11 protein-coding genes, 1 rRNA gene and 1 pseudogene are annotated in these 12,488 nt (G+C 71.7%); 11 read left to right on the top strand and 2 right to left on the bottom strand.

The genetic code is table 11. The features are described 5' to 3' along the window. Positions 1-210: 210 nt before the first annotated feature. The 3 genes and pseudogenes from rrf (at position 211) to ACZ69M_RS20825 (ending at position 2,572) form a co-directional block, all read left to right on the top strand. Positions 211-327, top strand: a 5S ribosomal RNA gene (gene rrf / locus ACZ69M_RS20835). Positions 328-907: 580 nt separating this feature from the next. After that, positions 908-1,594, top strand: a pseudogene (locus ACZ69M_RS20830) (hypothetical protein); the annotation flags it as partial. 162 nt (positions 1,595-1,756) lie between these two features. Continuing rightward, a complete protein-coding gene (locus tag ACZ69M_RS20825; protein ID WP_470051731.1) occupies positions 1,757-2,572 on the top strand; it encodes a tetratricopeptide repeat protein in 816 nt (271 codons plus the stop codon). A gap of 92 nt (positions 2,573-2,664) precedes the next feature. On the opposite strand, the gene ACZ69M_RS20820 is transcribed toward ACZ69M_RS20825, so the two are convergent. After that, positions 2,665-3,957, bottom strand: coding sequence for a DUF1015 domain-containing protein (locus ACZ69M_RS20820; protein ID WP_470051681.1), 1,293 nt, complete (start codon positions 3,955-3,957; stop codon positions 2,665-2,667). A 72-nt stretch (positions 3,958-4,029) separates the two neighbouring features. Between ACZ69M_RS20820 and ACZ69M_RS20815 the strand changes: the two genes are divergently transcribed. The 4 genes from ACZ69M_RS20815 (at position 4,030) to ACZ69M_RS20800 (ending at position 8,152) form a co-directional block, all read left to right on the top strand. Next, a complete protein-coding gene (locus ACZ69M_RS20815; RefSeq protein ID WP_470051679.1) occupies positions 4,030-5,058 on the top strand; it encodes an HAD hydrolase-like protein in 1,029 nt (342 codons plus the stop codon). Positions 5,059-5,136: 78 nt separating this feature from the next. After that, positions 5,137-6,180: a FecCD family ABC transporter permease gene (locus ACZ69M_RS20810; RefSeq protein WP_470051677.1), complete on the top strand. Its 1,044-nt coding sequence runs from the start codon at positions 5,137-5,139 to the stop codon at positions 6,178-6,180. Then, a complete protein-coding gene (locus ACZ69M_RS20805) occupies positions 6,177-7,220 on the top strand; it encodes a FecCD family ABC transporter permease (protein ID WP_470051675.1) in 1,044 nt (347 codons plus the stop codon). The genes ACZ69M_RS20810 and ACZ69M_RS20805 overlap by 4 nt, the downstream gene beginning before the upstream one ends. Continuing rightward, positions 7,181-8,152 (top strand): ABC transporter ATP-binding protein, encoded by a 972-nt coding sequence (locus ACZ69M_RS20800; protein ID WP_470051673.1) that lies wholly within the window; start codon positions 7,181-7,183, stop codon positions 8,150-8,152. The genes ACZ69M_RS20805 and ACZ69M_RS20800 overlap by 40 nt, the downstream gene beginning before the upstream one ends. Here ACZ69M_RS20800 and ACZ69M_RS20795 read toward each other — a convergent pair. Further along, a complete protein-coding gene (locus tag ACZ69M_RS20795; protein ID WP_352051346.1) occupies positions 8,136-8,483 on the bottom strand; it encodes an SCP2 sterol-binding domain-containing protein in 348 nt (115 codons plus the stop codon). The genes ACZ69M_RS20800 and ACZ69M_RS20795 overlap by 17 nt on opposite strands. 42 nt (positions 8,484-8,525) lie before the next feature. On the opposite strand from ACZ69M_RS20795, the gene ACZ69M_RS20790 reads away from it, so the two are divergent. The 4 genes from ACZ69M_RS20790 to recN all read left to right on the top strand — a co-directional run bounded on the left by ACZ69M_RS20790 (position 8,526) and on the right by recN (position 12,416). After that, positions 8,526-8,837, top strand: coding sequence for a hypothetical protein (locus tag ACZ69M_RS20790; protein ID WP_179436623.1), 312 nt, complete (start codon positions 8,526-8,528; stop codon positions 8,835-8,837). 4 nt (positions 8,838-8,841) lie between these two features. After that, positions 8,842-9,657, top strand: coding sequence for a TlyA family RNA methyltransferase (locus ACZ69M_RS20785; RefSeq protein ID WP_470051670.1), 816 nt, complete (start codon positions 8,842-8,844; stop codon positions 9,655-9,657). Next, a complete protein-coding gene (locus ACZ69M_RS20780; protein ID WP_352051349.1) occupies positions 9,654-10,559 on the top strand; it encodes an NAD kinase in 906 nt (301 codons plus the stop codon). Before ACZ69M_RS20785 ends, ACZ69M_RS20780 begins: the two co-directional genes overlap by 4 nt. A gap of 138 nt (positions 10,560-10,697) precedes the next feature. After that, complete coding sequence (recN, locus tag ACZ69M_RS20775; protein ID WP_470051729.1) at positions 10,698-12,416, top strand: DNA repair protein RecN; 1,719 nt, start codon at positions 10,698-10,700, stop codon at positions 12,414-12,416. The last annotated feature ends 72 nt before the right edge of the window (positions 12,417-12,488 follow it).

The following is a 12,488-nucleotide window of genomic DNA, read 5'->3' as shown; positions in this document are numbered from 1 at the left end:
GGTTGATAGGCCGGATCTGGAAGGCGGGTAACCGCTGGAGGTGACCGGTACTAATAGGCCGAGGGCTTGTCCTCAGTTGCTCGCGTCCACTGTGTAGTTCCCAGACAACGAACGGTTGTGCTGGCTGAACAGTTCCACTAATCAATTGAATAGTGTGCTTGTTCGCTGCCCGTTCAAGACCTCGCTTTATCGCGGGGTGTCTGAAAGGGTTTCGGTGGTCATAGCGTGAGGGAAACGCCCGGTTACATTCCGAACCCGGAAGCTAAGCCTCACAGCGCCGATGGTACTGCAGGGGGGACCCTGTGGGAGAGTAGGACGCCGCCGAACAATCTTTGGAGGACCTCTGGTCCCAGCGACTCGCTGGGACCAGAGGTCCTTTTTTGTTTTTCCGAAGCGCGCCGGGTACCCGGCTGCGCGAGAATGACTTGCGGTACCGATGACAGGAGTCACCATGTCCACCAACTCTCCCGACGAGCGACCGGAGCGCGATCAGCGCCGCCGGGACAGTGGTGACCGCGGCGGTTACCGCGGAGGTCCGCGCCGCGACAACGACCGGCGTGACGACCGCCCCAGCAGTGGCCCGCGCCGCGACGACGACCGCGGTGGGTTCCGTCGGGACGACAACCGCGGTGACCGCGGCGGCTTCCGGCGTGATGACAACCGTCGTGACGACAGCCGGCGTGATGACAACCGTGGCGGTGGCGGCGGTTTCCGTGGCCGTGACGACCGGCGTGAGGGCGACCGGGGCGGTCGCCCGCCGTTCCGCCGTGACGACCGACCCACCAGTGGTCCGCGCCGCGACGACCGTGACCGTGGGTTCCGTCGGGACGGGGACCGTCCGGCGTTCCGGCGTGACGACCGCCCCAGCAGTGGCCCGCGCCGCGACGACCGTCCCAGCAGCGGTCCCCGTCGTGACGACGACCGCGGTGGGTTCCGTCGGGATGACAACCGCGGTGGCGGTGGCTTCCGGCGCGACGACCGTGGTGACTTCCGCCGTGACGACCGTCGGGACGACCGGCGTGACGATCGCCGGGGCGACGACCGCGGTGGGTTCCGTCGCGACGATCGCCGTGATGACCGTCGTGACAGCGGCGATCGCGGTGGCTTCCGCCGTGACGACCGTGGTGACTTCCGCCGTGACGACCGTCGGGGCGACGACCGTGGCGGGTTCCGTCGCGAGGGGGACCGTCCGGCGTTCCGTCGTGACGACCGCCCCAGCAGTGGCCCGCGCCGCGACGACCGTCCGAGCAGTGCTCCCCGTCGTGACGACGACCGCGGTGGGTTCCGTCGCGACGATCGCCGTGATGACCGTCGTGACAGCGGCGATCGTGGTGGCTTCCGCCGTGATGACCGCGGAGACTTCCGGCGTGACGACCGTCGTGACAGTGGCGACCGCGGTGGGTTCCGCCGGGACGACAACCGCGGTGGCGGTGGCTTCCGGCGCGACGACCGCAGTGACTTCCGCCGTGACGACCGGCGTGAGGGCGACCGTCCGGCCTTCCGTCGCGACGACAGGCGGGACGACCGGCGCGATGACCGTCGTGACGACAGCCGTGGCGGCGGCGGTTTCCGCGCCCGCGACGACCGGGGTCGCGACGACCGCGGACGTGGTGGCCCCCGTCGTGACGACCGGGGTGGCCGCCCCGGTGGCACCGGTGGCTTCCGGGGCCGTGACGACCGTCGGGGCGACGACCGGCGCGGTGGCGGTTTCCGTGGCCGTGACGAGCGCGACCGGGACCGTGAGCCGATCAAGCGTCTGCCGATCCCCGATGACGTCACGGGCGAGGAGATCGACGCGGACGTACGGCAGGAGCTCCAGAGTCTGCCGAAGGGGCTTGCGGAGGACGTCTCCAGGAACCTGGTGATGGTCGCCCGTCTCATCGACGAGGACCCCGAGGGCGCGTACGCGTACTCGAGGATCGCCCTGCGGCTGGCGTCGCGTGTGGCCGCCGTACGCGAGGCGGCCGGGTTCGCCGCGTACGCCAACCAGAAGTACAGCGAGGCGCTCGCGGAGTTCAGGGCGGCGCGCCGTATGACCGGGAACGTGGACCTGTGGCCCGTCATGGCGGACTGCGAGCGCGGCCTGGGCCGGCCCGAGAAGGCGCTGGACATGGCGGGTGCGCCCGAGGTGCACAAGCTGGACAAGGCCGGTCAGGTCGAGATGCGGCTCGTGGCGGCCGGTGCCCGGCGCGACATGGGGCAGCTCGACGCCGCCATCGTGACGCTCCAGAGCCCGGAGCTCGCCTCGAACTCCGTACAGCCCTGGACGGCCCGGCTGCGTTACGCCTACGCCGACGCGCTGCTGGCCGCCGGTCGTGAGGACGAGGCGCGCGAGTGGTTCGCGAAGGCCGTCGAGTCCGACAAGGACGGCAGCACGGACGCCTCCGACCGGCTCGCCGAGCTGGATGGTGTCGAGTTCGTCGACGCGCTCGTCGAGGACGAGGCCGAGACCGCGACGGACGCGGACGCTGACACCGAGGTCGAGTCCGAGGACGATGAGGACGACGATGAGGACGACGATGAGGACGACATCGTCGAGGCCGACGACGATGACGATGCTCCGCGGGGCTGACGTACAGCGGTTGTCGTAGGACACGGGCGGCGGGATTCCGGAAGGGATCCCGCCGCCCGTGGCGTTTCAGCCCCTGCTTTCGCCTGGGTGCCTCAGAGGGGCAGCGCCCGCAGTACCAGCCCCGACGCCGGCTTGGGGCCGAACGACGTCGACTTGCGGGGCATCGTGACGCCCTGGCGGGCGAGGTCGCGTACGACCTCCTCGCGGACCGGGTGCATCAGGACGGCCGTCCCGCCGTCGCGCTCCGCCTTGTCCACCGTGGCGGCCGTGTCGTGGATGTACGCGATGTGGGTGGGCGAGTCCTCGGGGATGCCCCAGATGTGGGCCAGGAGCGTGGCGTGCAGGACGGTCGCGTCCAGGGTGCGCCAGGCCTCGGGGCGGTCCGGCGGGACCGTACGGGCGAGGAGGTCCGGGGAGGGGCGGTCGACCAGGTGGAACGAGCCGTCGCCCGCGAGGAGGAAGGCGTTGCCCTCGGCGGCGGCCGCGGCGAGGGCCTCCAGGGCCTCGGGGAGCGCAACGTCGAGGTGACGTACGCGGAACGAGTCCGTGAGGGCGGTCAGCGCTTCCGCGACCGGCAGATTGTGCAGCAGGCGGTGGATCGCGCGGACCCGGAGCGGGTAGCGCGCGGTGTCCACCAGGAGCACGAGGCCGTAGTCCCAGGGGCTCGGTGAGGGATGCTCGGCGCGTAGCCGCAGGTACGTCGCCCAGCGGTGGTGGCCGTCCGCGATGAGAGCCTGGTGCCGGCCGAGATCGGTCTGGATCTCGGCCAGGTCGGCCGGGTCGGTGATCGCCCACAGGCGGTGGCTGAAACCGTCCTCCGTGGTCGTCGAGAGCAGCGGGTCGCCCTCAGCGGCGCGCTCGATGACGGCGGCCGTGCCCACCCGGGAGCCGTTGCCGCGGTAGGTCAGCAGCAGAGGTTCGAGGTTGGCCGAGGTGGCACGCATCAGGGCCGCGCGGTCCGCGATGATGTGCGGCATGACGTCCTCGTGCGGGAGGACGACGCCGGCGGACGGCTCCGACAGGCGCAGGGCGCCGATGATGCCGCGTTGCAGCATGCCGTCGTCGTGCTGCTCGTAGACGTAGAGGCCCGGCTCGGGGTCGGCGGCCAGGACGCCTTCGGACACCCAGTCGTGCAGGGTGTCCGCCGCCTGGCGGTTGCGGGCCGTCGGGGTCGTGTCCTGGGGGAGGATCAGCCTGACGATGTTGTGCGGGTCGGCGGACTCGAGGTGGAGCAGACCGTCCGGCCGGACGATGACGTCGTACGGCGGAGATGTCACGGCGGCGAGGCTGCCGACCCGGTCGGGGTCGTAGCGCAGGCCCCGGAACGGGGTCAGTTCGAGGCCGCTGCGCGCCGGGGTTTCCTCCGCGGGACCTGCATAGTTCATTGAGGCATCGTAAGTGTGCAGACGCTGTGCGGGATGATCGGGGGAAAGAGATCGAACGAGGAGCGATGCGTAATGAGCCAGACCGCCAGGACCCGGCCGGAGGCCAGTGAACAGGCCCTGAGTGACGCGTACGACACGGCTCTGCTCGACCTGGACGGCGTGGTGTACGCGGGAGGCAACGCGATCGCGTACGCCGTGGCATCACTGGGCACGGCCCGTTCTGGAGGGATGCACCTCGCATATGTCACGAACAATGCGCTGCGTACGCCCGATGCGGTGGCGGAGCACCTGAGTGAGCTCGGTATACCGACGGGCGCCGATGACGTGATCACCTCGGCGCAGGCTGTGGCGCGGCTGATCAGCGAGCAGGTGCCCGCCGGTGCGCGCGTGCTGGTGATCGGCGGCGACGGACTGCGGGTCGCGCTGCGTGAGCGCGGGCTGGAGCCGGTCGAGTCGGCGGACGACGACCCGGCGGCGGTCGTCCAGGGGTTCGGCGGTCCCGACCTGCCTTGGGGGCGCTTCGCGGAGGCGTCCTACGCCGTCGCGCGCGGGGTGCCGTGGTTCGCGTCCAACACCGACCTGACGATCCCGAGCGCACGGGGGATCGCGCCGGGGAACGGGGCCGCGGTGGAGGTCGTACGCATCGCGACGGGCGCCGAGCCGCAGGTGGCGGGCAAGCCGTTGCCCCCGATGCACCGCGAGACGATCCTGCGGACCGGGGCGAAGCGGCCGCTGGTGGTCGGCGACCGGCTGGACACGGACATCGAGGGCGCGTTCAACGGCGAGGTGGACTCGCTGCTCGTGCTCACCGGGGTGACGGACGGCGCGCAGCTCCTCGCCGCCCCGCCGCAGCACCGGCCGACGTATGTGGACGCGGATCTGCGCGGGCTGCTCACCGGGCAGCCGGAGGTCGTGGCGGAGGGTGACGGGTTCCGTTGCGGCGGCTGGACGGCGCAGGCCGGGAGCGAGCTTCTGGAACTCGCGGGCGACGGTGAGGCGCTCGACGGGCTGCGGGCGCTGTGCGCTGCGGCGTGGACGGCCGCGGGCGAGGGGGCGTGCGAGCTGGACGGGGGCAAGGCGCTGGCGCGGCTGGGGCTCTGAAGGCCCCGGGGGCTCGTCGGTGGTGGGGCGTAGTCACCCGGGATCGAAGCGTGAGCGAGGGTAGGCTAACCTAACTGCGTGTTGGTCGACAGTCCCCCCGAACAGCGCGCGGCGACCGCCCCCGCGCCCCCAAGCCGTCAGGCGACACGCGCCGTTGGGCTCCTCGCGTCCCTGGCCCTCCTGGTGCTCGTCGCGTTGGCGAGTATCGCGATCGGTGCGAAAGCGCTGCCGCTGGACCAGGTCTGGCACGGCCTGTTCCACGGCACGGGGACGTACTCCGACGTCGTGGTGGACGACCGGATCTCGCGTACCGTCCTCGGGCTGCTGGTCGGCGCGGCGCTCGGACTGTCGGGTGCCGTCCTGCAGGCGCTCACCCGCAATCCGCTGGCCGACCCCGGACTGCTCGGCATCAACGCGGGCGCGTCCGCCGCGGTCGTCACCGCCATCACCTACTTCGGTGTCACGAGCCTGAGCGGCTATGTGTGGTTCGCCTTCTTCGGCGCGGCCGCGGTCGGGGCGCTGGTCTGGTTCCTGGGCGGCAGCCGCGGCGCCACCCCGGTGCGGCTCGCGCTCGCCGGCACGGCGATCAGCGCCGCGCTCTACGGCTATCTGCAGGCCGTGATGATCATGGACGACGCGGCGCTCGGCAAGATGCGCTTCTGGACGGTGGGTTCGCTGGCCTCGGCCACCGACTCGACCATCAGGCAGGTGCTGCCCTTCCTGGTGGTCGGCACGGTCGTCGCGCTGGCGCTCGCCCGGCCCCTGAACGCCACGGCCATGGGCGACGACACCGCCCGCGCGCTCGGCGCCAACCTGAACCGCACCCGGGCGCTGTCCATGGCCGCCGCCACCGTGCTGTGCGGCGCCGCGACCGCCGCCTGCGGGCCGATCGTCTTCGTCGGGCTCATGGTCCCGCACGTGGTCCGCTCCTTCACCGGGCCCGACCTGCGCTGGATCCTGCCGTACGCGACCGTGCTGTCGCCCGTGCTGCTGCTCGGCGCCGACGTCGTGGGGCGGATGGTCGCGCGGCCCGCGGAGCTGCAGGTCGGCATCGTCACCGCGGTCCTCGGCGGGCCGGTCTTCATCTATCTCGTACGACGGCGGAGGACGGCGCAGCTGTGACGACCACACGTACCCGAGCCGTGCGGACGCGCGGCGGTCTCTCCGTCCGGATCGACGTCCGGGCGTTCACCGTCGTCGTGCTGCTGCTGGTGGCCGCGCTCGCCGCGAGCGTGGTGCTGATCGGCACCGGCGACTTCCCGATCCCGGCCGTCGACGTCCTCAAGACGCTCGTCGGCAACGGGAACGCGGGCCAGGAGTTCATCGTCAACGACCTGCGGCTGCCGCGGGTGCTCGTCGGCCTGCTGGTCGGGGCCTCGCTCGGGCTCGGCGGGGCGCTGTTCCAGTCCATCTCCCGCAATCCGCTGGGCAGCCCGGACGTCCTCGGTCTCGGCCAGGGATCGACGGCGGGGGCGCTCATCATGATCGTGCTGTTCTCGGGCAGCGCGAACCAGGTCGCGCTGGGAGCGCTCGTCGGCGGCCTGGTGACCGGGCTCGCCATCTATCTGCTCGCCTGGAAGCGGGGCGTGCACGGATACCGGCTGGTCCTGGTCGGTATCGGAGTCTCCGCGATCGTCACGGCGGTCAACGGCTATCTGCTGACCAAGGCGGACATCGTCGACGCGGCCCGTGCGGTCGTCTGGATGACCGGCTCCCTCAACGGCCGTGACTGGGCCCAGGTCTGGCCGCTGCTCGTCCTGTGCGCCGTCCTCGTCCCGCTCGTCCTCGGCAACGCGCGCGGGCTGCGCATGATGGAGATGGGCGACGACGTGTCGTACGCCCTCGGAGTGCGCGTCGAGCGCGTACGACTGCTGCTGATGCTGGCCGCCGTGCTGCTCACCGCCGGTGCCACCGCCGCCGCGGGCCCGGTCGGCTTCGTGGCGCTCACCGCGCCGCAGCTCGCCCGGCGGCTGACCCGCTCGCCGGGGCCGAACCTGGTGCCGTCGATGTGCATGGGCGCGACCCTGCTGATCGTCGCGGACTGGGCCTCGCAGCGGGCCTTCGGCGCCGATCAGCTGCCCGTCGGCGTCGTGACGGGGGTCCTGGGCGGGATCTATCTGCTGTGGCTGCTGGTCACCGAGCGCAAGGCGGGCCGGATATGAGCGCCGCGGCGAACAGGAACGCCCAGGCGCACAAGAGCGCCCAGACCGACAAGAACACCCAGGCGTATGAGAACACCCAGGCGAAAAAGAACACTCGAAGGAGCACTGTGAACCGCCTGTCCGCCGACAACGTCACCCTCGGCTACGACCAGCGCGTCATCGCGGAGAAGCTGTCGGTGGAGATCCCCGACAACTCCTTCACCGTGATCGTCGGCCCGAACGCCTGCGGCAAGTCCACGCTGCTGCGCGCCCTGTCGCGGATGCTCAAGCCCTCCGAGGGGCGGGTGCTGCTCGACGGGCAGGTCATCCAGTCGATGCCCGCGAAGAAGGTGGCCAGGACGCTCGGGCTGCTGCCGCAGTCGTCGATCGCGCCGGACGGGATCACGGTCGGCGACCTGGTCGGCCGGGGCCGCTATCCGCACCAGGGCCTGCTGCGCCAGTGGTCGACGGAGGACGAGCGGGTCGTACAGGAGTCGATGGCCTCGACCGGCGTCGCCGAACTGGCCGATCGCTATGTCGACGAACTGTCCGGCGGCCAGCGGCAGCGCGTGTGGATCGCAATGGCCCTCGCCCAGCAGACCCCGCTGCTGCTGCTCGACGAGCCGACGACCTACCTCGACATCCAGCACCAGATCGACGTGCTCGACCTGTGCGCCGAACTCCACGAGGAGCAGGGGCGCACCCTGGTCGCCGTCCTGCACGACCTCAATCACGCGGCCCGGTACGCCACCCACCTCATCGCCCTGCGCGAGGGCCGGGTCATCGCCGAGGGCGCGCCGAACGACATCGTCACGGCCGAACTGGTCGAGGAGGTCTTCGGGCTGCGCTGCCAGGTCATCGACGACCCGGAGACCGGGACGCCGCTGGTGGTGCCCGCGGCACGCAAGGCCCGCGTGAAGGCGGCCGCCGGAGCCGCTACAGAAGCTTCCTGAGGCGGAACAGGTCGAGCAGGGCCGCCTCCAGCCGCACCCGGCCCGAGCCCCAGGCCTTCGCGAAGTTCAGCTGCCCGCCGACCATGGCGACCAGATCGTCGCCGGACATGGCGAGTCTGATCTGGGCCTTCTCGACGGGTGGGCCCTGGAGGGTGTCGAGCACCTCGATCCGGCCGTCCTTGAGGCGACCGACGAAGGTGATGTCGAGGTCGGTGATACGGCAGCTGAGCGAGCGGTCCAGGGCCGCTGCCTCGCGTACGTTCCCGTCCGCGCCCGCCATGTTGTCCGAGAGCTTGTCGAGTGCGCTGCGGCACTCCTCAATCGTGGCCATCGCGGTCGACGGTACCGCAGCGCTTCGGGGTAGCGTCGGGGCATGAACGAGTCAGTGCCGGAGGTCGGGACTCCGCAGGGCCCGATGCCGGAGCCGGAGGTTCCGGTCGAGGTCGAACCCGAACTCGAGTACGACCCCGCCGCCCCGGCCCCGCTGGACGTGGACCGCACCCCCACCGGGAACGCCGAGGTCGACGCCCAGCTCGACCGGCTGGGCGACGCCGACCACCTCGCCACGGACGGACATGTCGAGGTGTACGAGGATGTACACCGGGGGCTGCGCGACGCGCTGACCGCGCTCGACGCCCGCCCGGGACCTCCGGCGCCCCCTACACCGTACGACCGCAGGAGCTGAACCCGTGGCAGGAGTGGCACGCCGCCGCCTCGACGCCGAGCTGGTCCGCCGGAAGCTCGCCCGCTCGCGCGAGCACGCCGCCCAGCTGATCGCCGCCGGCCGGGTGAGCGTCGGCAAGACCCTCGCGACCAAATCCGCCACCCAGGTGGAGACCGCGGCCGCGATCGTGGTCACCCAGGACGACAGCGACCCCGACTACGTCTCGCGCGGCGGGCACAAGCTCGCGGGCGCCCTGGCGGCCTTCGTACCCCAGGGACTGAAGGCCGAGGGGCGGCGGGCGCTGGACGCCGGAGCGTCCACCGGAGGCTTCACCGACGTACTGCTGCGCGCGGGCGTCTCCCATGTCGTCGCCGTCGACGTCGGCTACGGCCAACTCGCCTGGTCTCTGCAGAGCGATGAACGCGTCACCGTCAAGGACCGTACGAACGTACGCGAGTTGACGTTGGAGGCGATCGATGGGGAGCCCGTGGATCTTGTTGTCGGGGATCTGTCCTTCATCCCGCTCGGCCTGGTGCTGCCCGCCCTCGTGCGGTGCGCGGCGCCCGACGCCGATCTGGTGATGATGGTCAAGCCGCAGTTCGAGGTGGGGAAGGAACGGCTGGGGAGTGGTGGAGTCGTACGCAGTCCTGAACTGCGCGCCGAGGCGGTGCGCGGAGTGGCCCGGCGGGCCGCGGAGCTGGGGCTCGGAGTGAAGGGCGTGACCGCGAGTCCGCTGCCCGGACCCTCGGGCAATGTCGAGTACTTTCTGTGGCTGCGTGCCGGGGCACCCGAACTCGACCCGGCCGACGTTGACCGTGCAGTGGCGGAGGGGCCGCGTTGACACAGACCCGAGCTCGTACTGTTTTCCTGCTCGCCCACACCGGGCGGCCGGCCGCGATCCGCAGCGCCGAACTCGTGGTGCAGGGGTTGCTGCGCTCCGGGATCGGGGTGCGCGTGCTGGCGGCGGAGGCGGCCGATCTGCCGCTGCCGCCCGAGGTGGAGCTGGTGAAGGAAGCCACTCCGCAGTGCCTCGACGGATGCGAACTGCTGATCGTGCTCGGCGGTGACGGCACGCTCCTGCGCGGCGCCGAGTTCGCCCGCGCCTCCGGCGTGCCGATGCTCGGCGTCAACCTCGGCAGCGTCGGCTTCCTCGCGGAGGCCGAGCGTGACGACCTCGACAAGGTCGTCGACCGGGTGGTGACCAAGGCGTACGAGGTCGAGGAACGCATGACCGTCGACGTCGTCGTCCACCAGAACGGCGACATCGTGCACACCGACTGGGCGCTCAACGAGGCCGCCGTGCAGAAGGTCTCCGCCGAGAAGCTCCTCGAGGTCATCCTGGAGATCGACGGGCGGCCGGTCACCGGCTTCGGCTGCGACGGCATCGTCTGCGCGACCCCGACCGGGTCCACGGCGTACGCCTTCTCCGCCGGCGGACCCGTCGTCTGGCCCGAGGTCGAGGCGCTGCTCATGGTGCCGATCAGCGCGCACGCGCTGTTCGCCAAGCCGATGGTGACCTCGCCGAACTCGGTGCTCGCGGTGGAGGTGCTGCCGCACATTCCGCCCGGAGTGCTGTGGTGCGACGGCCGGCGGACGGTGGAGCTGCCGCCGGGGGCGCGGGTGGAGGTACGGCGGGGGGCCGTGCCGGTGCGGCTGGCTCGACTGCACCACGCCTCGTTCACCGACCGGCTGGTGGCCAAGTTCGCGTTGCCGGTCTCCGGCTGGCGCGGGGCGCCGCACTGACGCTCCCCTCCGGTCCACTCCCGTGGGTGACAAGGCACCGTTTGTAGGTGCTTGTCACCTGCGGGTTCGCGGCTGCGGGGCGGGGGCCGTCGCACATCAGCGGCTGGACCTCGTAAGGTCGTGTCCGTGTTGGAGGAGATGCGGATACGGTCGCTCGGAGTCATCGACGACGCGGTCGTCGAGCTGTCACCAGGCTTCACCGCCGTGACCGGTGAGACCGGTGCGGGCAAGACGATGGTGGTCACCAGCCTCGGGCTGCTGCTCGGCGGGCGTGCGGACCCCGCCCTCGTACGGATCGGCGCCAAGAACGCCGTCGTGGAGGGGCGGATCACCGTACCCACGGGCGGTACGGCGATCGTACGGGCCGAGGAGGCGGGCGCCGAGCTCGACGACGGCGCGCTGCTGATCAGCCGTACCGTTTCGGCCGAGGGGCGCTCACGGGCGCACCTGGGCGGCCGTTCCGTCCCGGTGGGCGTACTCGCCGAGCTGGCCGACGAACTGGTGGCCGTGCACGGGCAGACCGACCAGCAGGGGCTGCTCAAACTGTCCCGGCAGCGGCAGGCGCTCGACCGGTACGCCGGGGACGCGGTCGCCGTGCCGCTCGCCAAGTACGCGGGGGCCTACCGGCGACTGCGGGCCATCTCCGCCGAGCTGGACGAGATCACCACACGCGCGCGTGAGCGGGCCCAGGAAGCCGACCTGCTGCGCTTCGGACTCGAGGAGATCGCGGCGGTCGAGCCGCGCGCGGGCGAGGACACGGAACTGTCGGCGGAGGCGGAGCGGCTCGGGCACGCGGAGGCGCTCGCGTCGGCCGCCACGGCCGCCCACGCCGCGCTCGCGGGCAATCCCGAGGACCCCGAGGGCATCGACGCGGCGACGCTCGTTGCGGGCGCGCACCGGGCCCTGGAGGCCGTACGGTCGCACGACGCCGCGCTCGCCGGGCTGTCCGGGCGGATCGGGGAGATCAACATCCTGCTGCGTGACGTGGCGGGGGAGCTGGCCGGGTACGCCGACGACCTCGACGCCGATCCCTTGCGGCTCGCGGCCGTGGAGGAGCGCCGCGCCGCGCTCACCCAGCTGACCCGGAAGTACGGCGAGGACATCGACGCCGTACTCGCGTGGGCCGAGCAGGGCGCCGCGCGGCTCCTCGAACTCGACGGCGACGACGACCGGATCGACGAGCTGACCGGCGAGCGGGACGCGCTGCGGGCCGAACTGGGCGGGCTTGCCCAGGCGCTGACGGACGCCCGCACCGAGGCCGCCGAACGGTTCGCCGCCGCCGTGACCGCCGAGCTGGCCTCGCTCGCCATGCCGCACGCGCGCGTGTCGTTCGAGATCCGGCAGACCGACGACCCCGAGGGCGTGGAGCTCGGCGGGCGCACCGTCGCGTACGGGCCCGCGGGCGTGGACGAGGTCGAGCTGCTGCTCGCCCCGCATCCCGGGGCGCCGCCGCGGCCCATCGCCAAGGGGGCCTCCGGTGGTGAGCTCTCCCGCGTGATGCTCGCCGTGGAGGTCGTCTTCGCGGGGACCGACCCGGTGCCGACGTATCTCTTCGACGAGGTCGACGCCGGTGTGGGTGGCAAGGCCGCGGTCGAGATCGGACGGCGGCTGGCCAAGCTCGCCAAGAGCGCGCAGGTCGTCGTGGTGACTCATCTGCCGCAGGTCGCCGCGTTCGCCGACCGGCAGCTGCTGGTCGAGAAGACCAACGACGGGTCTGTGACGCGCTCCGGGGTGAAGGTGCTCGAGGGGGAGGAGCGGATTCGGGAGCTGTCCCGGATGCTGGCGGGGCAGGAGGACTCGGAGACGGCCCGGGCGCATGCGGAGGAACTGCTGGCCACGGCTCGGGGCGACGGGTAGTTCCCTCTGCGCGCGGGCCGGCTTTTTGCGTCGCTCCGCGACGGGCGCCCTGACCGCTCCGCGGTCTCCTCC

Source organism: Streptomyces sp. NPDC107454 (assembly GCF_055582885.1).
The sequence above is the reverse complement of the archived record's forward strand: the minus strand, read 5'-3'. Positions and strand labels throughout refer to the sequence as shown.

Coding starts and splice junctions, on each gene's coding strand:
- ACZ69M_RS20820 (WP_470051681.1), bottom strand. CDS start 3,957: ATGAACTATGCAGGTCCCGCGGAGGAAACCCCGGCGCGCAGCGGCCTC.
- ACZ69M_RS20815 (WP_470051679.1), top strand. CDS start 4,030: ATGAGCCAGACCGCCAGGACCCGGCCGGAGGCCAGTGAACAGGCCCTG.
- ACZ69M_RS20795 (WP_352051346.1), bottom strand. CDS start 8,483: ATGGCCACGATTGAGGAGTGCCGCAGCGCACTCGACAAGCTCTCGGAC.
- ACZ69M_RS20790 (WP_179436623.1), top strand. CDS start 8,526: ATGAACGAGTCAGTGCCGGAGGTCGGGACTCCGCAGGGCCCGATGCCG.
- recN (WP_470051729.1), top strand. CDS start 10,698: ATGCGGATACGGTCGCTCGGAGTCATCGACGACGCGGTCGTCGAGCTG.